The 21,831-nt window shown below is 38.2% G+C and carries 24 protein-coding genes; all 24 read right to left on the bottom strand.

Features of this window, described 5'->3' with window-relative positions; genetic code table 11:
• Nucleotides 1–189 precede the first annotated feature (189 nt).
• A complete protein-coding gene (gene frr / locus QNH48_RS09510) occupies nucleotides 190–747 on the bottom strand; it encodes a ribosome recycling factor (protein WP_095247658.1) in 558 nt (185 codons plus the stop codon).
• The gene (gene pyrH, locus QNH48_RS09505; protein WP_133369414.1) at nucleotides 747–1,472 is read right to left on the bottom strand and encodes a UMP kinase; all 726 of its coding nucleotides are present in this window, start codon (nucleotides 1,470–1,472) and stop codon (nucleotides 747–749) included. Before pyrH ends, frr begins: the two co-directional genes overlap by 1 nt.
• A 110-nt stretch (nucleotides 1,473–1,582) precedes the next feature.
• Complete coding sequence (gene tsf, locus QNH48_RS09500) at nucleotides 1,583–2,464, bottom strand: translation elongation factor Ts (RefSeq protein ID WP_283954678.1); 882 nt, start codon at nucleotides 2,462–2,464, stop codon at nucleotides 1,583–1,585.
• 129 nt (nucleotides 2,465–2,593) lie between these two features.
• The gene (gene rpsB / locus QNH48_RS09495) at nucleotides 2,594–3,298 is read right to left on the bottom strand and encodes a 30S ribosomal protein S2 (protein ID WP_095247661.1); all 705 of its coding nucleotides are present in this window, start codon (nucleotides 3,296–3,298) and stop codon (nucleotides 2,594–2,596) included.
• A gap of 194 nt (nucleotides 3,299–3,492) precedes the next feature.
• The gene (gene codY, locus QNH48_RS09490; protein WP_095247662.1) at nucleotides 3,493–4,272 is read right to left on the bottom strand and encodes a GTP-sensing pleiotropic transcriptional regulator CodY; all 780 of its coding nucleotides are present in this window, start codon (nucleotides 4,270–4,272) and stop codon (nucleotides 3,493–3,495) included.
• Between the two features lie 55 nt (nucleotides 4,273–4,327).
• On the bottom strand, nucleotides 4,328–5,731 hold the full coding sequence (hslU, locus tag QNH48_RS09485; protein ID WP_133369415.1) for an ATP-dependent protease ATPase subunit HslU: 1,404 nt from the start codon (nucleotides 5,729–5,731) through the stop codon (nucleotides 4,328–4,330).
• Between the two features lie 16 nt (nucleotides 5,732–5,747).
• Entirely contained in the window at nucleotides 5,748–6,290 is a 543-nt protein-coding gene (hslV, locus tag QNH48_RS09480) for an ATP-dependent protease subunit HslV (RefSeq protein WP_095247664.1), read from the bottom strand.
• A gap of 348 nt (nucleotides 6,291–6,638) precedes the next feature.
• Nucleotides 6,639–7,943 (bottom strand): FADH(2)-oxidizing methylenetetrahydrofolate--tRNA-(uracil(54)-C(5))-methyltransferase TrmFO, encoded by a 1,305-nt coding sequence (gene trmFO, locus QNH48_RS09475; protein ID WP_283955727.1) that lies wholly within the window; start codon nucleotides 7,941–7,943, stop codon nucleotides 6,639–6,641.
• Nucleotides 7,944–8,145: 202 nt separating this feature from the next.
• Nucleotides 8,146–10,224, bottom strand: coding sequence for a type I DNA topoisomerase (gene topA / locus QNH48_RS09470; RefSeq protein WP_283954677.1), 2,079 nt, complete (start codon nucleotides 10,222–10,224; stop codon nucleotides 8,146–8,148).
• 337 nt (nucleotides 10,225–10,561) lie between these two features.
• Entirely contained in the window at nucleotides 10,562–11,428 is an 867-nt protein-coding gene (dprA, locus tag QNH48_RS09465; protein WP_283954676.1) for a DNA-processing protein DprA, read from the bottom strand.
• Nucleotides 11,429–11,499: 71 nt separating this feature from the next.
• Entirely contained in the window at nucleotides 11,500–12,402 is a 903-nt protein-coding gene (gene sucD, locus QNH48_RS09460) for a succinate--CoA ligase subunit alpha (RefSeq protein WP_095247668.1), read from the bottom strand.
• A gap of 23 nt (nucleotides 12,403–12,425) precedes the next feature.
• Nucleotides 12,426–13,586, bottom strand: coding sequence for an ADP-forming succinate--CoA ligase subunit beta (gene sucC, locus QNH48_RS09455; protein ID WP_133369419.1), 1,161 nt, complete (start codon nucleotides 13,584–13,586; stop codon nucleotides 12,426–12,428).
• A gap of 220 nt (nucleotides 13,587–13,806) precedes the next feature.
• Nucleotides 13,807–14,583 carry a ribonuclease HII gene (locus QNH48_RS09450; RefSeq protein WP_283954675.1) on the bottom strand — a complete coding sequence of 259 codons (777 nt, stop codon included), beginning with the start codon at nucleotides 14,581–14,583 and terminating at the stop codon, nucleotides 13,807–13,809.
• 93 nt (nucleotides 14,584–14,676) lie between these two features.
• Nucleotides 14,677–15,552: a ribosome biogenesis GTPase YlqF gene (ylqF, locus tag QNH48_RS09445; protein ID WP_283954674.1), complete on the bottom strand. Its 876-nt coding sequence runs from the start codon at nucleotides 15,550–15,552 to the stop codon at nucleotides 14,677–14,679.
• 18 nt (nucleotides 15,553–15,570) lie between these two features.
• Nucleotides 15,571–16,122, bottom strand: coding sequence for a signal peptidase I (gene lepB / locus QNH48_RS09440; protein WP_095247672.1), 552 nt, complete (start codon nucleotides 16,120–16,122; stop codon nucleotides 15,571–15,573).
• Nucleotides 16,123–16,203: 81 nt separating this feature from the next.
• Entirely contained in the window at nucleotides 16,204–16,548 is a 345-nt protein-coding gene (gene rplS / locus QNH48_RS09435) for a 50S ribosomal protein L19 (protein ID WP_095247673.1), read from the bottom strand.
• Nucleotides 16,549–16,695: 147 nt separating this feature from the next.
• Entirely contained in the window at nucleotides 16,696–17,436 is a 741-nt protein-coding gene (gene trmD / locus QNH48_RS09430) for a tRNA (guanosine(37)-N1)-methyltransferase TrmD (RefSeq protein ID WP_165979119.1), read from the bottom strand.
• Nucleotides 17,436–17,954: a ribosome maturation factor RimM gene (rimM, locus tag QNH48_RS09425; RefSeq protein WP_283954673.1), complete on the bottom strand. Its 519-nt coding sequence runs from the start codon at nucleotides 17,952–17,954 to the stop codon at nucleotides 17,436–17,438. Before rimM ends, trmD begins: the two co-directional genes overlap by 1 nt.
• A gap of 14 nt (nucleotides 17,955–17,968) precedes the next feature.
• A complete protein-coding gene (locus tag QNH48_RS09420) occupies nucleotides 17,969–18,355 on the bottom strand; it encodes a YlqD family protein (RefSeq protein WP_095247676.1) in 387 nt (128 codons plus the stop codon).
• Between the two features lie 86 nt (nucleotides 18,356–18,441).
• A complete protein-coding gene (locus QNH48_RS09415; protein ID WP_133369424.1) occupies nucleotides 18,442–18,672 on the bottom strand; it encodes a KH domain-containing protein in 231 nt (76 codons plus the stop codon).
• A gap of 5 nt (nucleotides 18,673–18,677) precedes the next feature.
• Nucleotides 18,678–18,950, bottom strand: coding sequence for a 30S ribosomal protein S16 (gene rpsP / locus QNH48_RS09410; protein ID WP_095247678.1), 273 nt, complete (start codon nucleotides 18,948–18,950; stop codon nucleotides 18,678–18,680).
• A 108-nt stretch (nucleotides 18,951–19,058) separates the two neighbouring features.
• Nucleotides 19,059–20,411, bottom strand: coding sequence for a signal recognition particle protein (gene ffh, locus QNH48_RS09405; RefSeq protein WP_283954672.1), 1,353 nt, complete (start codon nucleotides 20,409–20,411; stop codon nucleotides 19,059–19,061).
• 12 nt (nucleotides 20,412–20,423) lie between these two features.
• On the bottom strand, nucleotides 20,424–20,756 hold the full coding sequence (locus QNH48_RS09400; RefSeq protein ID WP_095247680.1) for a putative DNA-binding protein: 333 nt from the start codon (nucleotides 20,754–20,756) through the stop codon (nucleotides 20,424–20,426).
• Between the two features lie 85 nt (nucleotides 20,757–20,841).
• Nucleotides 20,842–21,831, bottom strand: a complete 990-nt coding sequence (gene ftsY / locus QNH48_RS09395; protein ID WP_283954671.1) for a signal recognition particle-docking protein FtsY — start codon at nucleotides 21,829–21,831, stop codon at nucleotides 20,842–20,844.

Raw genomic sequence — 21,831 nt, 5'->3', positions numbered from 1 at the left:
TTCCTCCGATAATAGATCATGCCCACAGAGCCTGTGTTGATATATATGAAGAATGCTGATTTTCGCATGCTTTTATCATACCAAAAAAGTAAAAATATATCTTCTACTAAATAAGTTATGTACTTGTACAAGAAATAAGAATGACGAATAGTGAAAAAAACCCCCTAAAAAAGAGGGTTCTCACAATAATTAAACTTCCAAGATTTCTTTTTCTTTGTCTTTTGTTATTTGGTCAATCTTACTTATGTGTTCGTCAGTTAGTTTTTGAATATCATCCGAATAACCTCGAAGGGCATCTTCCGTAATTTCTCCGTTTTTCTCCAGCTTTTTCAAATCATCGTTACCGTCACGTCGAATATTACGAATCGCTACTTTCGCCTCTTCAGATTCTTTCTTTACCAATTTTACTAACTCTTTTCGGCGTTCTTCAGTCAATTGGGGGATGGCTAATCTAATGACCATACCATCATTTGATGGATTTAACCCTAAATCAGATTTTAGAATCGCCTTTTCAATATCACCAAGAATTGATTTATCATAAGGCTGGATGACAAGAAGTCTTGCTTCTGGAGTAGAAATTCCAGCCATTTGATTCACTGGTGTCGGTGCTCCATAATAATCAATTGTAATTCTATCTAATAAAGAAGCACTCGCTCTCCCAGCACGAATGCTAGCAAGCTCACGCGAATACGATTGAATTGCTTTAAGCATTCTATCCTTCGTTGCTGAAACCACTTGTTTTGGCATTATTTTTTCCCCCTAACAATCGTTCCAATTTTTTCACCCATTACCGCACGTTTAATATTTCCTTGTTCCATAATCGAGAAAACAATAAGCGGAATATCATTATCCATGCATAATGAAGATGCAGTTGAATCCATGACAGCTAATCCTTCTTTAATGACATCAAGGAAAGACAGGTCATCATATTTTGTTGCATTAGGATCCAGACGTGGATCCGCTGAATATACACCATCAACATTATTTTTTGCCATTAAGATGACTTCTGCGTCGATTTCCGCTGCACGTAAAGCCGCAGTTGTATCGGTTGAGAAATACGGATTTCCTGTCCCGGCTGCAAAAATAACGACTCTCTTTTTTTCTAAATGTCTCATTGCTCGACGTCTAATATATGGTTCTGCAACTTGACGCATTTCAATTGAAGTTTGTACTCTTGATTCAATTCCCAGGTGTTCTAAACTGTCCTGAAGGGCTAAAGAATTCATTACAGTGGCTAACATCCCCATATAATCAGCAGTTGCTCTGTCCATTCCCATCTCACTGCCTATTTTACCACGCCAAATATTACCACCGCCAACAACAACTGCTACCTCAACACCAAGTTCTGCAATTTCCTTTACCTGCCCAGCGATTGATTTTATTACGGATGGTTTAATACCGAAGCTTGATTCTCCTGCAAGTGCTTCCCCGCTTAATTTTAGAACGACGCGTTTGTACTTAGGACCGCTCATATAAACCTCCTTATTATGTATATGATTATAAAAAAACTTTAAAAATAGGGAACACATCGTGTTCCCTATTTAAGACATATTTTGCCTATCATACCTTATAAACAAACCAATTACTTTTTATTAACTTGGTTCATAACTTCTTCAGCGAAGTTGTCTTCACGCTTTTCAATACCTTCGCCAACTTCGTAGCGTATGAATTCACGAACAGAAGCGCCTTTTGATTCAACGAACTGACGAACTTTTTGGTCAGGGTTTTTAACGAAAGTCTGGTCAAGTAAGCAAACATCTTCAAAATATTTTCCAAGACGGCCTTCTACCATTTTTTCTACGATTTTTTCTGGCTTTCCTTCGTTAAGTGCTTGTGTAGTTAACACTTGACGCTCACGCTCAACTTCCTCTTGAGAAACTTGATCACGTGAAACATATAAAGGTCTGAGAGCAGCAATGTGCATAGAAACATCTTTTGCAGCATCCGCATCAGTAGTTCCTTCTAGAACTGTTAATACACTAATACGTCCTCCCATGTGAAGGTATGCACCAAATGCATCATTATCTGATTTAGAAACTACAGTAAAACGACGAAGTGAAAGTTTTTCACCAATTTTAGCAATAGCAGCATTGATATAGTCTGCTACAGTCACTCCATTAATCGTTTGTGCAGAAGCTTCTTCAACTGTTGCTGGTTTGTTAGCAAGCAAGTGTGCAGCTAATTCTTTTACTAGGCTTTGGAAAGCTTCGTTCTTTGCAACGAAATCAGTTTCAGAGTTTACTTCTAAAATAACTGCTTCGTTTCCTTCTGCAACAACATACGTTAAACCTTCTGCAGCAATACGGTCGCCTTTTTTCGCAGCTGAAGCAATCCCTTTTTCACGTAAGAAGTCGATTGCTTTTTCCATATCACCATTTGTTTCTGTTAAAGCTTTTTTACAATCCATCATTCCTGCGCCAGTTTTTTCGCGTAGTTCTTTTACCATTTGAGCAGTAACTGCCATGATTTTTTCCTCCTTTAATTCCTTATGTAGATACTAATAGCTTAGCCATTGAACGCTAAGATAAACCCTTAAAAAAAGGTGATAAAGGGTCTCCCTCTTATCACCTTTTTTTAGTTCAAACTATTTGACTTACGCTTCTACTGCTACTTCTTCACCTTGTTTTGCTTCAAGGATAGCGTCTGCCATTTTACCTGTTAAAAGCTTAACCGCACGAATCGCATCGTCATTCGCAGGAATAACTACATCGATTTCGTCTGGATCACAGTTAGTATCAACAATTCCTACGATAGGAATGTTTAATTTTTTAGCTTCAGCAACAGCGATACGCTCTTTACGAGGGTCGATAATGAAAAGTGCATCAGGAAGCTGCTTCATATCTTTGATTCCGCCTAAGAATTTTTCAAGGCGTTCAAGTTCTTTCTTTAATTGAACTACTTCTTTTTTAGGTAAAACTTCGAAAGTACCGTCTTCTGACATTCTTTCAATATCTTTTAAGCGACCAATACGCTTTTGGATTGTTTCAAAGTTTGTTAAAGTACCACCCAACCAACGTTGGTTAACAAAGTACATACCTGAACGAGCTGCTTCTTCTTTAACAGAATCTTGAGCTTGTTTCTTAGTACCAACAAAAAGGATAGTTCCGCCATTAGCAGCTAAATCCTTAACCCAGTTATAAGCTTCTTCAACTTTCTTAACTGTTTTTTGTAGGTCGATGATATAAATACCGTTACGCTCTGTGAAGATATATTTCTTCATTTTAGGGTTCCAACGGCGAGTTTGGTGTCCAAAGTGTACACCAGCTTCAAGCAATTGCTTCATTGAAATTACTGACATGTTTTTTTCCTCCTATGGTTTCGTTTTCCTCCGCTAAGTCTCATTTTCAAACAGCAACTGTATTAACAGCACCGGCTGCTTAAATCAACAAGCGTGTGTAATAACACCATGAAATAATATAGCATAACTAAAGATAACAATCAAGTTTTACTTTCAAAAAAAATCCCCGGTAAAACCAGGGATTTTTCCATGAATTAGTTAGAACGTAATTTATCTAACTCAACTAAGAATTTATCATTTAAGACTTTGATATACGTTCCTTTCATACCAAGAGAACGAGATTCAATGACTCCAGCACTTTCAAGCTTTCTTAAAGCATTAACAATTACAGAACGAGTAATACCAACACGGTCTGCAATTTTCGAAGCAACTAATAAGCCTTCATGTCCATTTAACTCTTCAAAGATATGTTCAATCGCTTCAAGTTCACTGTAAGATAATGAACTGATTGCCATTTGAACAACTGCCTTGCTTCTTGCTTCTTCTTCGATTTCCTCAGACTTTTCACGCAGGATTTCCATACCAACAACAGTTGCACCATACTCGGCAAGAATAAGGTCATCATCGTGGAATTTCTCTTGCAGTCTTGCAAGGATTAATGTTCCAAGGCGTTCACCTCCGCCAATAATCGGAACGATGGTTGTTAACCCTTCACGGAATAGGTCTCTATTTTCAACAGGAAATGCTGTATATTGACTTTCCACATCAAGATTTGAAGATGTCTCTTGAATATTAAATAGTCCATTTATATATTCTTCAGGAAATTGACGATCCTCTAGCATCTTTTTCATACGGTCATTTTCGATTTGCTGATTAATAGCAAAGCCTAAAAGCTTCCCACGGCGACTGACAACGAAAATGTTTGCTTCAATTACTTCACTTAGGGTTTCTGACATTTCCTTAAAGTTAACTGGTTTTCCTGCTGCCTTTTGTAATAACACATTAATTTTTCTAGTTTTTGTAAGTAAATCCATCTGTTTCTTCCTCCTAATTAACTCAGAACCATTATTAAGTTTTATTGTTAAATCATTATAAGATAAATTGGCTTAAATCTTTATTTTTCGCTATTGCTCCAAGCTTATCATCAACATATTGTGGAGTAATGGTAACCTTCTCCATTAAAATATCAGGTGCTTCAAACGATAAGTCTTCTAATAATTTTTCTAATATTGTGTGAAGTCTTCGTGCCCCGATATTATCTGTATTTTGATTCACTTCAAAAGCAACCTCAGCTATTCTACGAATAGCATCGTCAGAAAATTCAATTTGTATACCTTCTGTTTCTAATAATGCTTGATATTGTTTAATTAAAGCATTATCAGGTTCAATCAAAATCCTAAAGAAATCATCTACCGTTAATTTCGTTAATTCAACACGAATCGGTAAACGGCCCTGTAATTCTGGTATTAAATCCGAGGGTTTTGACATATGAAACGCACCAGCTGCGATAAATAAAATATAATCTGTTTTTATTGAGCCATATTTCGTAACAACGGTTGAACCTTCAACAATCGGTAAAATATCTCGTTGAACACCCTCACGAGACACATCCGCTGAGGAACCTCCAGAGTTTTTGCTGGCAATTTTATCAATTTCATCAATAAAGATGATACCTGTCTGTTCAGCACGGTAAACTGCTTCAGTGGTAACCTCATCCATATCAATCAATCTTGCGGCTTCTTCATTGGTTAATACTTTCCTTGCCTCGCGCACAGTTAATTTTCTTTTCTTCCGTTTCTTCGGCATAAAGCTGCTGAGCGCATCTTGCATGTTCATACCCATTTGTTCCATCCCTGAACCTTGAAGCATATCAAACATGGATGGTGTTTGCTCTTCAACATCAACCGTAACCATCTCTTCTTCCAATTGACCAAGAGCAAGCTTTTCCCTTACAATCTTACGTTTTTCAGTAATAGAGTAATCCTCTTGATGTGTATCCTGATCCGGAGTTGCATTTCCGCCGCCAAATAACATTTCAAGTGGATTTTTATAATTTTGTGCTTTCTTAGCTGATGGAACAAGTAAATCAACTAGCCTAGCATTTGCGTTTTCCTCTGCACGTTCCTTAACAGACAACATTCTATCCTCTTTAACCAATCTGACAGATGTTTCAACGAGGTCACGAACCATAGATTCCACATCACGGCCAACATACCCGACTTCCGTAAATTTAGTAGCCTCTACTTTAACGAATGGTGCTCCAACCAGCTTCGCAATTCTTCTGGCAATTTCCGTTTTACCAACACCAGTTGGACCAATCATTAAAATATTTTTAGGAATAATTTCTTCGCGGAGTTTTTCGTTTAGCAAGCCTCGTCTATATCGATTTCTTAGTGCAACAGCCACTGCCTTTTTTGCGTCCTTCTGACCTATAATATATTGATCAAGTCTCTCAACAATTTGACGCGGTGTTAGGTTATCTGTTTTAGCCATTGTAGGTTCCCTCCCGTTAGAGCTCTTCCACGATAATGTTGTGGTTTGTGTATACACATATTTCTGCAGCTATTTCTAAAGAAGCCTTTGCGATTTCTTTTGCTGTAAGATGGTCACCAGCATATTTCTTTAGAGAACGTCCAGCTGCCAGTGCATAATTCCCACCTGAACCAATTGCTAGAATTCCATCATCAGGCTCAATTACTTCTCCTGTTCCTGATACTAGGAGTATATCTTCCTGATTCATAACAATTAACATGGCTTCTAGCTTTCTTAGGATCTTATCACTTCTCCACTGTTTAGCAAGCTCAACAGCTGCTCGTTGGAGGTTTCCGTTATATTCTTCTAATTTCCCTTCGAACATTTCAAAAAGGGTAAAGGCATCGGCTACAGATCCGGCAAAACCAGCTAATACTCTTCCATTAAATATCTTTCTAACCTTTTTTGCTGTGTGCTTCATCACTACAGCATTCCCAAATGTGACTTGACCATCACCTGACATTGAACATTGACCATTATGATGGATTGCAAATATCGTCGTGGCATGAAATTGGTTCATCATTCTTCCTCCTCTTGCATTTTTACTAGTAAACCTATCTAACAAGAGATTGTCATAAGTAGACAAGTGCATTACACTAGAATAGTATGAAAACTTTATTCATTTATTCCCTTATATGTATGGGCATATACGTTTCAATTGACTCCATTAAATCCGCACTTGTTCATCCATGAACAAGTTGAATTCACGCTAAGCATATGGGATTGTCCAATTGTATATTGTGATAAAGTTCTCTCCATTTGTAAATGGTTGTGAACGAACGTTACTAAATCAGTCACATTTATTAATATGTCCACCTCACAAAGGCTACTAAAGCGTAACACACTTCTTTACCCCTTGCAATAAATTTTACAAAACTTTCACAAAGTTCTGAATTGTTTCCAAAGCTCGGTTTGCATGCTGCATATTTCGTTCCTGTTTTCCCTTGATTTTTTCAGGTAATTCCGGAAACAGCCCAAAATTAGCATTCATAGGCTGGAAATTCTTTGCGTTAGCTGTGGTGATATATCGTGCCATACTTCCAATCGCTGTTTCAACAGGAAACTCGACTGGATTATTCCCCTGTGCTAATCTAGCAGCATTTATTCCAGCAGCTAGTCCACTTGCAGCCGATTCTACATATCCTTCCACACCTGTCATTTGTCCAGCAAAAAACAGATTTTCCCGTTCCCTAAATTGGTAAGAAGCTTTAAGAACCTTTGGTGAATTGATAAAGGTATTTCGATGCATGACCCCATAGCGGACAATCTCTACATCTTCAAGTCCTGGTATTAACCGCAGGACTTCTTTTTGTGGACCCCATTTCAAATGTGTCTGGAAACCAACAATATTATAAAGGGTTCCTGCTGCATCATCTTGCCGCAGCTGAACAACCGCATAAGGTCTTTTTCCTGTCTTAGGATCCTCTAAACCAACTGGCTTTAATGGACCGAATAACATTGTTTTCTTGCCTCTTTGTGCCATGACTTCGATTGGCATACAACCTTCAAAAAAGATTTCCTTTTCAAATTCCTTTAAAGGTACTGTTTCTGCTGCAATTAACGCTTCATAAAAGGTGTTGAATTCTTCCTCAGTCATCGGACAATTTAAATAAGCAGCTTCACCTTTATCATATCGTGATTTCAAATACACCTTTTCCATATTAATACTGTCTTTTTCAAGAATTGGTGCTGCAGCATCATAAAAATAAAGGTAATCCTCGCCCGTTAAAGACTTTAGTTGTGCGGATAATTCAGGACTTGTTAAAGGTCCTGTTGCTATTACAGTTATTCCCTCAGGAATTTCCGTCACTTCTTCATTAATGACTGTTACATTTTCATGATTTCTTACCATTTCTGTCACTTTAGCCGCAAACTCATGACGGTCAACCGCCAAGGCTCCTCCTGCCGGGACCGAGCATGCATCAGCAGCAGCGATAATAACAGAATCGAGCAATCGCATTTCTTCCTTTAATACACCAACCGCATTTGTTAAGTTATTTGCTCTTAAGGAATTACTGCATACTAATTCAGCGAACTTATCAGTATGATGAGCGGGTGTTTGTTTAACGGGTCTCATCTCATAAAGTCTGACTTTTACACCCCGTTTAGCGATTTGCCACGCAGCCTCACTCCCTGCCAAACCAGCTCCGATTACATTTATTGTTACATCAATCATGTTTAACCTCCTGATTTTCACAAAGCTGATGATTCATGAATCTAGCTTTACTTTTTACTATGATTACTTTTCCCTCTTTTTAGCCCATCTTGCATTGTACTATACGAATCAAAAACAAAAAAGTTTTATGATTTATAAAAATAAGCGGAACCTGCTTGCGCTGGATTGAAAAATATAAAAGAGTGAGCTGTGCTCACCCTTAACTTTGTGGTTCTTCTTTGTAATCACATTCGGTGCATTGTACTTGGACGCCTTTTTTTAATTTCTTTTCAACGAGCGTTCCTTCACATTTAGGACAGGCTCTTGGTAAAGGCTTATCCCATGAAATAAATTCACATCCTGGAAACTTGTCACATCCATAAAAGATTCTTTTCTTCTTACTTTTACGTTCAATGATATTTCCTTCTTTACATTTTGGACAGGTAACGCCGATTTCTTTTACAATGGCTTTTGTATTACGGCAATCCGGGAAATTGCTGCATGCCATAAATTTACCGTATCTGCCCATTTTAAATACCATTGGGCTCGAGCATAATTCACAATCTTCGCCTGCCGGCTCATCTTTAATTTCAACAGACTGCATTTCTTTTTCTGCAATAACAAGATGTTTCTCAAATTCTTGATAAAAACCATCAATGATTTCAACCCAGCGAACTTTACCATCCTCAACATTATCCAAATCCCGCTCCATTTTGGCAGTAAAATCTGCATTAATAATATCCGGAAAGAATTCAAGTATTAATTCATCAACAATTTCACCTAACTCAGTAGGGACAAATCGTTTATTATCCAGCGCGACATATCCACGCTTTTGGATTGTATCCAAAGTTGGTGCATAGGTGGATGGACGTCCTATGCCTAGTTCTTCAAGTGTTCTAACCAATCTAGCCTCTGTATACCTTGGCGGCGGCTGTGTAAAATGTTGTTTTGGTTCAATATCCTTTTTGAATACAACATCGCCTTCTTGTAGATTTGGCAGCATTTTGTCACGTTCCTCAACTTGATCATCTGAACCTTCCACGTATAGCTTCATAAATCCAGGAAACTTTATTTTTGAACCGGTTGCTCGGAATATGACATTTCCATTCTGTAAGTCAACGCTCATTGTATCCATAACAGCCTGGGCCATTTGACTCGCTAAAAATCGTTCCCAAATTAATTTATATAGACGCAGTTGGTCTCTTGAGAGATATTGTTTCAAACTATTTGGTTCACGCAATGTACTCGTCGGACGGATAGCTTCGTGAGCATCCTGAGCATTTGATTGTTTTTTCTCTTTTCTTTCTTCTTCTTTTAAGTAATCCTGGCCATATTCCTGAAGAATATAATCCGCAGCCTCTTTTTGAGCTACTTCGGATATACGAGTTGAATCTGTTCTCATATAGGTGATAAGACCAACTGTTCCAGATGAACCAAGCTCAATTCCCTCGTATAATTGCTGTGCCAGCATCATGGTTTTCTTAGCACGGAAATTGAGTTTTCTAGCAGCTTCCTGCTGGAGGGAAGACGTAATAAATGGTGGAGAAGGATTTCGTTTACGCTCTTTTTTAGTTACCGAAACCACCTTAAAATTATCGCCTTCCATTTTTTTAAAAATCTCTTCAACATCCTGTTTTGATTTCAGTTCTGTTTTTTCTTTGTTAGCTAGCGAGAAATAAGAAACACTAAAATGATCCTTTCCCTTAACCAACTCTCCTTCAATTGTCCAATATTCTTCAGGAACAAATGCTTTTATTTCCTTCTCTCGTTCGATGATTAATCGGACAGCGGTAGATTGAACTCGTCCCGCACTTAACCCTTTTTTCACTTTTTTCCAAAGAAGCGGACTAATATTATATCCAACTAGACGATCTAGAACCCTTCTTGCTTGCTGTGCATCGACTAAATCCATATTGATTGGACGCGGGTGTTTAAAGGATTCTTTAATTGCTTCTTTGGTAATTTCATTAAATACAACACGACAATCTGAATGTATATCTACATTTAAGCTATGAGCAAGATGCCATGCGATTGCTTCCCCTTCGCGATCCGGGTCAGCCGCGAGATAAACTTTCTTTGCTTTTTTTGCAGCTGTTTTTAATTCCTTTAATACTGGACCTTTACCTCGAATCGTAATGTATTTCGGTTCGTACATATTTTCAACGTTTACACCCATTTGACTTCTAGGTAGATCTCGTATGTGTCCCATCGATGCTTTTACTTTATATTTATTTCCCAAATAACGTTCAATTGTTTTCGCTTTTGCAGGTGATTCTACAATTACAAGAAACTCTGACATGCAAATTATCCTCCTCAGTACTTCACAAAAAACCTTAACCTATTTTTCCATTTATATGATCATTTTTTTAAAATTGGAAAAAGTATTCATAATTAATACTTCTTATTCTTAAACAAATAACTATTGATGTCAATAACGACGAAACCGTTTACAACTAGTTAATGATAATAATACGCCAAATTATTCCTATTTACACATTCTTTTTTTCAAATATCTGTTGGAAAATGTATAACATATTTGAAATAATTTCAAGCTTTTTTAACTTAAATCTACAATAAATCGAAAAAATCTTTAAAAAACTGCGAATACTATTAATAAATTTGAAAATCAATGTAGGTTATAAAGGAAGTTCATCTAAAATATCCTCGCTGCACATTACAGGCTTTGCCCCCTGCTGGATTAGGTCATTTGTACCCAATGAATACGGATTAAAGATACTTCCAGGCAGTGAAAAAACTTCACGTCCTTCATTGACTGCATAATTGGCCGTAATGAGAGATCCACTTTTTCGTTTTGCTTCTATTATAAATGTCCCGTTTGACATCCCGCTAATGATTCTGTTGCGCGCTGGAAAATGCCATCGTTCCGGCTTCGTATTTGGTGGATATTCTGAAACGACCAGCTGTGTTTTCATCATTTCTCTTGCTAATTCAGCGTTTTCCTTTGGATAAATATGATTCAATCCTCCAGCTATTACAGCAATGGTATTACCGCCATTCTTCATTGCGTACTCATGTGCGAGAGAATCTATACCATTAGCTAAACCGCTGACAATAACCACTCCTTTTTCCACTAAAGGCGGAAACAGTAACCGAATGGCACTCTTACCATACTGGGTTGCTTGGCGGGAACCCACTACTGCAAGCTTTGGCTGTTTTACTAGCAATGAGAGATTTCCCTTTGCAAATAATACCCAGGGCGGCTGATAGATTTCTTTTAATAGACTGGGGTAATTTTCATCAAAGATAGTGATAACCTTAATTCCGTTTTTTTCATATTGCTGGATTTGTTCCTTAATGATTTCGGATTGTAAGGAAGTTGTAGAAGAAAGGTTTATATGTGCTGTGGAAGAGAATAGGTTTTGTTGGATGTAATGAGGTTTCATTTGAAGAGATGAATCTTTCTTTAAATATTGCAAAACTGCACTCCACGAAATACCAGGGTAATGCATTATACGAATGAGTTTTTCTCTAAAATCATCCATTCTTGACCTCCATTATTTAATAATAAAAAGAAGAAATAGCCCCTCGATTATAGGGACTATTTCTACTATTTTTAGTGTGTTATACACTTATCATATATACCTTGTTCTTTTAGAACTTCAATTAACGTTTCACCCATAACAGATGGTGTGTCAGCAACTTTAATTCCGCATTCATTCATAACACGAATTTTTTCATCTGCTGTACCTTTACCACCTGAAATGATTGCACCAGCATGGCCCATTCGCTTTCCAGGAGGAGCTGTACGACCGCCGATGAAGCCGACTACAGGTTTAGTCATATTTGCCTTTACCCACTCAGCCGCTTCTTCCTCAGCTGTACCGCCAATTTCACCAATCATGATAACAGCATAAGTTTCTGGGTCTTCATTAAATGCTTTTAATACATCGATGAAGTTAGTACCATTAACTGGGTCTCCGCCGATTCCAACAGCAGTAGTTTGCCCAATTCCTGCTTGAGTTAACTGATGAACAGCTTCATATGTTAATGTTCCAGAGCGGGAAACAACCCCAACATGACCTTTTGTATGGATGTAACCAGGCATGATACCAATTTTACATTCATCTGCCGTAATAACCCCTGGGCAGTTAGGACCAACCAAGCGAGTCTTCTTACCTTCCATATAACGTTTAACCTTAACCATATCTAATACTGGAATGTGCTCAGTAATACAGATAGCTAAATCTAATTCCGCATCTACCGCTTCGATAATAGCATCGGCTGCAAATGGTGCTGGAACATAGATAACTGAAGCAGTAGCGCCTGTAGCAGCAACAGCTTCTTTCACTGTATTATAAACAGGTACTCCTTCAACCTCCATGCCGCCTTTTCCAGGAGTGGTCCCAGCAACAATTTGTGTACCGTATTCTAGCATTTGTTTTGTATGAAAAAGGGCAGTTGAACCTGTAATCCCTTGAACTATTACTTTTGTATCTTTATTAATAAAAACGCTCACGTTAATTCCCCTTTCTTTCGATCCTATTTCACAAGTGAAACGATTTTTTGTGCACCGTCAGCCATTGATTCTGCAGGAGTGATAGCTAAACCAGATTCAGCAAGAATTTTCTTACCTAAATCAACGTTTGTTCCCTCTAAACGTACAACAAGAGGTACACTTAGTTGAACCTGCTTAGCAGCTTCTACAACACCCTCAGCAATGACATCACATTTCATAATTCCGCCAAAAATATTAACAAAAATACCTTTTACGTTTGGATCAGAAAGGATAATTTTGAATGCTTCTGTAACTTTCTCAGCTGTTGCACCGCCCCCAACATCAAGGAAGTTCGCCGGGTCGCCGCCATAGTGCTTAACAATATCCATTGTTGCCATTGCAAGACCAGCGCCATTTACCATACAGCCGATATTTCCATCTAATGAAATATAGCTTAAATCATATTTAGATGCTTCGATTTCCTTTGGATCTTCTTCTTCAAGATCACGGTATTCAAGTACATCTTTTTGACGATATAAAGCATTTGAGTCAAAGTTTAACTTTGCATCTAATGCCATTACTTTTCCATCACCAGTTACAACCAGTGGGTTGATTTCGGCAATTGAACAATCTTTTTCAATATAGGCACTGTATAAGCCCATCATAAATTTAACAGCTTGATTAACAAGCTCTTTTGGAATGTTGATATTGAATGCAATTCGGCGAGCCTGATAAGGCATTAAGCCAACAACCGGATCAATTTCTTCTTTGAAGATTTTCTCCGGAGTTTTTTCTGCTACTTCTTCAATTTCCGTTCCGCCTTCTTCAGAAGCCATAAGCACAACTTTTGATGTAGCACGGTCTAAGACAAGGCCAACGTAATATTCTTTTTTAATATCGCAGCCTTCTTCAATTAATAGTCGCTTTACTTCTTTGCCTTCGGGACCTGTTTGGTGTGTAACCAACGTTTTTCCAAGGATTTCGCTTGCATATGTACGCACTTCTTCAAGGTTTTTAGCAACCTTTACCCCGCCGGCTTTACCCCTGCCGCCAGCATGAATTTGCGCTTTTACTACACATACTTGTGTACCTAATTCCTTCGCGGCTTCCACTGCTTCTTCAACACTGAATGCCACTTTGCCATTAGGAACACTCACCCCATATTTTCTGAGGATCTCTTTCCCCTGATACTCATGGATATTCATTTCCCATCCTCCTATCAAACTCTTCAAAAAATTGACTCCGTTTTCATTTTATAGAATGACAGATACCTTGTCCACCATTATGCGTAAAAAAATTATTATCCTCATAATATTGTGAATTCTCATAACCCGTAATTAAAGCGCTTACATATAAAACGAAACCAAATATTAACAACTAATTACTTTTTAACAATAGCAAAACAAGCAATAAAAGCTTGTTTTGTTATTGTCCTATTAACATATCCTTAATTGGCGCAAAGCTCATCCGATGATAGGGAGTAAGGCCATGCTTTTGAATCGCTAAGATATGTTCTTTTGTCCCATACCCCATGTTACGCTCGAAGCCATATTCCGGAAATTCAGCTGATAATTTTATCATTAGAGAATCTCTTGCCACTTTTGCTACGATGGAAGCTGCCGCTATCGATACGCTCTTTGCATCCCCTTTTATAATAGACTCCACTATATAAGGCGTTTCCAGCTTCATAGCATCGACCAGTAAAACTTCTGGATTTGAAGCTAGTGAAGCTATTGCAGCTTTCATTGCCTTTTTAGTAGCCTCGTAAATATTGATAGAATCAACTTCAGGTGCATCAATCATCGCGACATTAACAGCTACTGCCTCTCGTCTAATGATTTCATCATATTCATTCCGCTTTTTCTCTGAAAGCTTTTTGGAATCATCAATACCTGGTAAGTAAAAATCCTTGGGTAAAATAACTGCCGCAGCTACTACTGGACCTGCAAGTGGTCCCCTGCCAACTTCGTCGACACCGGCAATAGACTTATATCCCTGTGCACGCCATTTATTTTCAAAGACATTCATTTCAAGAAACTTTTCCTCAAGTAGTCTTTCCTGTTCCAATTTCCTATACCATTTATGTAGTAGATGTTGAACCCCTTTACGCTCATCCTGTTTGAATTTTTGAAATAAAGGGTCATTTTCAGCCTTTATGCCATTAAGTTGTTGTTCTATTTCTGCTATTGTCTGTACTTTCATTTTCTTCACCCGTTGTAATAATACCTTCTCCTGTATTTATTTACAATAACCAATAATAAACAAAAAAACTCACCACATGGAGAGTTCATTTGCTTATTTATTTTCAATTTTATCAGCAAAATCGCTGGGTCTTTCGAAAGTGAGCGGTCCAAATTTCTCAGATCTAATTTCTCTAATGACTAAATCTGATACTTTATCATAATCAACGACTCCACCAGCCCCGAGACAGCCTCTAAGTTCACCAATTTGGTCAAACATCTCTACCACATTTTCAGGGACTGATTCAAGCTTATAGCGTTCCTTAAGTCTCTCTGGATAATGCTCTTCTAAAAACTTAATTGAATAAACAACGAGGTCCTGCAAATTCAGAAGAGTGTCTTTGATTGCTCCCGTTACAGCTAACTTCTTACCAACCTCTTGGTCTTCAAACTTTGGCCAGAGAATTCCCGGTGTATCTAATAACTCTAACTCTTTTCCAACTTTAATCCACTGTTGGGCTTTTGTTACACCTGGCATATTTCCTGTCTTTGCAATGTTTTTCTTTGCTAGTCGATTAATTAAAGTAGATTTTCCTGCATTAGGGATTCCAACAATCATGGCACGAATGGCTCTAGGGTTCACAACACCCTTTGCTCTTAAACGATCAAACTTTTCCTTTAAGATTTCATGGGATGCCTTTACAATATCCTTCATACCTTCTCCAGCCTGAGAGTTAATGGCTATTGCTTTTATTCCTCTTGCTGCAAAAAAGGCAATCCATTCTTTGGTAATTGCTTTATCTGCCAAATCGGCTTTATTTAAGAGGACCAGTCTTGGTTTATGCTGAATAATTACATCAATCATTGGATTGCGAGACGAATATGGAATTCTTGCGTCCACCAATTCGTAAATAATATCTACTAGTTTTAATTTTTCCGTGACTTCTCTTCGAGCCTTTGCCATATGGCCTGGAAACCATTGGATTGTCAAAGCAGCCACCTCCTAAATCTATTTCACGATGTGTGCATCTTTTAATGGCCAGTAAACAATACTTGTTTTACCGATTATTTTGTCCAAAGAGATGGTTCCAATATGCCTGCTGTCTTTACTGAAACGCCGGTTATCCCCCATAACGAACAATTCACCTTCTGGTACTGTTTCTACACCTGCAGGAGTTTCTTCAAGCGTAAAAGGATCTGTTAAAGGTCCTTCGACTTTTTTCTTATACTCATCCAAATATGGTTCTTCGAACGCTTTTCCATTAACATATAAAGTATCATTTTTATATTCGATACGGTCACCTGGAAGGCCAATGACTCTTTTTATATAATCCTTCTGTTCAGGCGCATGAAAGACGATAATATCAAACCGTTTTGGCTCACCTATATTATAGCTTAGCTTGTTCACTATCATACGGTCTTGGTGCTGCAGAGTGGGCATCATCGATAGCCCGTCTACTACAATTGGTGCAAAAAGAAAGTAACGAATGACAGCTGCCAATACAACCGCAATTAAAAGCGCCTTCGTCCATTCCCAAAGTTCATTTTTCTTTTTAATCATCTTTTGTTCCCCACCAATCACATAAAAATGTTTGATAAGATAAGTACGAAAAAAGAGCTTGCAAAGCAAGCTCTTTCTTTATTATCGAATTTCTTTAATACGAGCTTTTTTACCACGTAGCTTACGTAAGTAGTATAGCTTAGCACGGCGAACTTTACCGCGGCGCAATACTTCAAGCTTCGCAATTTTAGGTGTGTGTACAGGGAAAGTACGCTCAACGCCTACTCCGTAAGATACCTTACGAACTGTGAAAGTTTCGCTAATGCCACCACCACGACGCTTAATCACTACACCTTCGAATAACTGAATACGCTCACGAGTACCCTCGACAACCTTAACGTGTACACGTACGGTATCACCAGGACGAAACGCAGGTAAATCAGAACGAAGTTGTTCTTTTGTGATTTCTTCAATCAAATGTTGCATCGTTTTCATCTCCTTCCAACAGACGCTCATGCACATCTACTATCCTTTTCCATTGCAGCGGAACATCTTTATAAGACCATACTGAATACGTTACTCAGCTCAAGTCACAAGAAGTATCTTAACATAAAAGACAACTTCATGCAATATCTACTCGTATTCTTTTTTTATTTCATTCAGCCATTTTGCCTGATCCTTATTTAATTCTATTTTTTCTAATAAGTCAGGCCTCCTAAGGAATGTTCGTCGTAAAGCTTCTTTGTTTCGCCATTCTTCGATTAATCGATGATTTCCTTGGAGGAGGACCTCCGGAACCTTCATTCCACGAAAGTCAGAAGGTCTTGTATAGTGTGGATGCTCCAAAAGACCCGTGCTGAAAGAATCTTTCATATGGGACTCTTCATTTCCTAAGACTTCTGGTAAAAGACGAACAACACTATCAATCACAACCATTGCTCCAAGCTCTCCGCCAGTTAACACATAATCACCGATTGAGATTTCATCACTTACCACATGTTCACGGATTCTTTCATCATATCCCTCATAATGGCCGCATACGAAAATAAGGTGTTCCTCTTTTGCTAATTCTTCTGCTATTTTCTGGTTATACCGTTTTCCTTGAGGACAAAGTAGAATCACTCTTGTTGTGTTACTTTCCGCTTGTTCCTTTAATGCTGCAACTGCATCAAAGAGAGGCTGCGGCTTTAAGACCATACCTGCTCCACCGCCATAGGGATAGTCGTCTACGGTTTGATGTTTATTATCAGCATACTCACGGAAATTGACAACATTATAGCGAACGGCAGCTTTTTCAGCAGCCTTATGTAAAATGGAATGCCCAAATACACCAGAAAACATCTCAGGAAATAACGTCAGCACATCTATTTTCATCATGAAAGTAGACCTTCCATTGGTTCAATTAAGATAACCTTTTCCTTCACATCTACTTTTTTCACAACATCCTCGATATAAGGAATCAATATTTCCTTGCCTGCAGGTGATTTAATTACCCATACGTCGTTAGCGCCGGGGGATAATATCTCAATAACCTTACCTATTTCCTCACCTCTAGTTGTCGCCACTAGACATCCAATAATTTCATGGTAATAATATTCATCATCTTCAAGATTTCCAAGTTGGGATTCTGGCACCTTAATGATTCCGTCCCTAAATTTTTCTACCTCGTTGATATTTTCAAACCCTTCAAAGGTTAGTAAATTAAAATTTTTATGACTTCTATGGGTTTTTACCGTTAATTCAATAGGCTTATTGGATCCAGGCATAAACAAATACAATATATTTCCCACCTTGTAGCGCTGCTCTGGGAAATCGGTTTTAGAAATTACCCTTACTTCACCTCTAATTCCGTGTGTATTGACGATTTTACCAACATTAAACCATTTTTCCATCTTGTTCGTCACCTCTATCTTATTTCCTCGATTATGCCGTCTTTTATGATAATTGTTGTTTGCTCCATTACTTCATCCCAATTGTCTCCAACCTTTACATCAACAAGGGCTTGTACTTCTTTTTGCTTCAATTCACTTCCTAATGGTAGCATATGTAATTGTTCAATTTGAAACTCATAAAGCTTTTCTTTATCATGGCGTTTTTGCAGTTCTTTTTCAAAGTGACTTTTAAGTGCGCTTGATTGATACTTTTTGGTTTTTTCTAACTTTTTTAACTCAAATTGAAGCTGCTCATATTCTTTTTGCATCTGCAGCTTGCCAGCAAAGTATTTATCAAGCAGCTTTTGTTTGCTGTGTTCCGTTAATATTTGCTTCACCACAACAGTACGAATAAGTTGCATATAATTAACTCCTCCTCAAGCTCCTGCTTTCATGATAGCAAAAAAGGGAGGATTTGAAATCCTCCCTTTCATCTAGATGCAAAAAGCTATTCACCAATTTCTAGAAAAATTTTCTTTTGTTGTGATGATCCTGCTGCATAAACAACAGTCCTAATGGCCTTTGCAACACGCCCTTGCTTTCCAATCACCTTTCCCATATCTGTCTTATTAACAGTAAGATGAAAAGTGATTCGTTGATCTTCTTCGTTGACATTAACCTGAACATCTTCTGGAAAATCAACAAGGGGCTTAACAATACTTTCTATTAATTGCTTCATAGAAATTACTTGCTGTGCTTAGCATTATGGAATTTTTCCATGATGCCTTGGTTTGAGAAAAGGTTACGAACTGTATCAGATGGTTTTGCACCGTCTTGTAACCATTTAAGAGCCAAATCTTCGTTGATTTGGATTGCAGCCGGTTGAACAACTGGATTGTAAGTTCCAATAACTTCAATGTAACGTCCGTCACGAGGAGAACGAGAATCTGCTGCTACGATACGATAGAAAGGAGTCTTTTTAGCTCCCATACGCTTTAAACGAATTTTTACTGCCATTTTAAATAAGCACCTCCGAATAGTTTCACACAAGATAGTATATTATCAATTATTAATTCATTTGTAAAGTGTTTTTTCTTTACAGTAGTATTGCCAATTTTTTCAACTTTAAAACGGTTTAAAAGGAAATTTAAATCCGCCTTTTTTCTTGCCTTTTTGCTGCATTCCAGTCATTTGCTTCATCATCTTCTTCATGTCCTCAAACTGTTTTAATAAGCGGTTTACCTCAGGAACAGTCCTGCCGCTCCCTTTGGCAATCCTCTTTTTACGGTTTGAATTCAAGATCTCCGGATGTTCTTTTTCTGCTTTTGTCATGGACCTAATGATTGCTTCCACATGTGCAATTTGTTTTTCTTCGATTTGAACATTGTTCAAACCTTTAATTTTATTTGCACCAGGCATCATTTTTAATAATTCATCAAGCGGTCCTAAATTACGGACTTGTCCAAGCTGTTCCAAAAAGTCATCAAGCGTAAAAGTCGCTGTCCGCATCTTTTGTTCAAGCTCTTTCGCTTTTTCCTCATCAACATTCGCCTGCGCTTTTTCAATAAGCGTTAAGACGTCACCCATTCCGAGTATCCTTGAGGCCATCCGCTCGGGATGAAAGGGTTCGATTGCGTCCATTTTTTCACCTAAACCGACAAACTTAATCGGTGTTTGGGTAACAGCACGAATCGAAAGCGCAGCTCCTCCACGTGTGTCACCGTCAAGTTTCGTTAAGACTACCCCAGTCAAACCAAGCTGTTCATTAAAGCTTTGGGCTACATTAACGGCATCTTGACCGGTCATCGCATCAACAACAAGGAAAATTTCGTCTGGCTTTGTAAGTTCTTTAATATCCTTCAGTTCACCCATTAATGCTTCATCGACATGCAAACGCCCAGCAGTATCTATAAGGACGTAGTCATTATGATCTTCTTTTGCTTTCGAAATGGCTTGCTTTGCAATTTCGACCGGGCTTACTTGATCGCCAAGAGAAAATACAGGCATATCCAATTGTTTTCCCAATGTTTGAAGTTGCTTTATGGCAGCAGGACGGTAAATATCAGCGGCTGCTAAGAGAGGCTTACGGTTGTACTTTTTACGAAGCAGGTTGGCAAGCTTTCCTGTTGTCGTCGTTTTACCTGCACCCTGAAGCCCTACCATCATAATGACAGTTGGCGGACGATTAGAGGCAGCAATTTTACTTTGTTCACCGCCCATTAACTCCGTTAATTCCTCATTAACGATTTTAATGATCTGCTGGCCTGGTGTTAAGCTTTTTAACACTTCTTGCCCTACTGCCCGTTCGCTGACTTTTTTTACAAAATCCTTTACGACCTTAAAATTAACGTCGGCCTCGAGTAATGCAAGGCGGACTTCACGCATCATTTCTTTTACATCCGCTTCCGTAACCTTACCTTTTCCACGGATTTTTTGAATCGTATTCTGCAGTCGGTCGGCTAATCCTTCAAACGCCATTCATGCCGCCTCCTAATCTAATTTTTCAAGCTCGGCAACCATTTCCATCATTGCCTGCTTTGAAGGGTGTTCTTCGTTAAGCACTTCTTTTACATGCCTTAATAACTTGCTGCGCTCTTGAAATTTTTGAAATAGTAATAGCTTTTCTTCATACTCCTCAAGCATAGCTTCCGTACGTTTGATGTTATCATAGACGGCCTGACGGCTTACATCGTACTCTTCAGCGATTTCTCCAAGTGAGTAATCATCTAAATAATAGAGAGACATATAGCTTTGCTGCTTTGGTGTTAACAACGAATAATAGAAATCGTAGAGATAATTCATTCGCGTTGTTTTTTCAAGCATGCGTATACCTCCCTTGTTAAGTGAAAAGCCTTTACAAATGTAGTTTACACAGTCATACACAGTCTGTCAAGAAAATATCTTTACATCAATTTACAGCATTATCCACTTGGTCAGCGAATAAACCATAGACATATTGCTCTGCGTTAAATTCCTGGAGATCATCCATTTTTTCACCAAGGCCTACGTACTTAACAGGAATCTTCAATTCATTTCGAATGGCCAAAACAATACCGCCCTTTGCTGTCCCATCCAATTTTGAAAGCACAATCCCGCTCACATTTGTTACCTCTTTAAAGGTTTTTGCCTGAATGAGTGCATTTTGACCTGTAGTTGCATCTAATACAAGCAGGACTTCGTGTGGTGCACCTGGTACCTCCCGTTCGATTACCCGTTTAACCTTTTCAAGTTCCTTCATCAAGTTAACTTTATTTTGTAATCGTCCAGCTGTATCACAAATCAAAATATCTACTTTCCTTGACTTAGCAGCCTTAATCGCATCAAACATTACCGCAGCCGGATCAGAACCTTCTGCCTGTTTAATAACGTCAACGCCTACTCTTTCTCCCCATACCTCTAACTGTTCAATCGCACCAGCACGGAAAGTATCACCAGCGGCTAATAGAACTGATTTCCCTTCACTTTTAAACTTATGACCAAGTTTTCCAATTGTCGTTGTTTTTCCTACACCATTAACACCAACAAATAAGATAACAGTAAGCCCATCCTCTTGAATATTCAATTTGGATGATTGCTCCTCACCAGCATTGTAAATTTCGACTAACTTCTCCGAAATAACACTTTGAACTTCCCTGGGGTCTTGTATATTTTGGCGTTTAACCTCCATTTTCAACTCTTCAATTAGTTTCATGACTGTATCGAAGCCTACGTCTGCTTGTATTAAGATTTCTTCTAATTCCTCGAAGAAATCTTCATCCACTTTGCGGTACCTTGCAACAAGGTCATTTACTTTTCCAGAGAAGTTATTTCTTGTTTTCGAAAGACCATCTTTAAATTTCTCTGTAACACTCTCCGTTTGTTTCGTGATTTTGTCTTTTAATTTTTTAAAAAAACTCAC

Source organism: Neobacillus sp. YX16 (assembly GCF_030123505.1).
In the GTDB taxonomy this organism is placed as follows: domain Bacteria; phylum Bacillota; class Bacilli; order Bacillales; family Cytobacillaceae; genus Neobacillus.
This window is presented reverse-complemented; position numbering and strand designations above follow the sequence as displayed.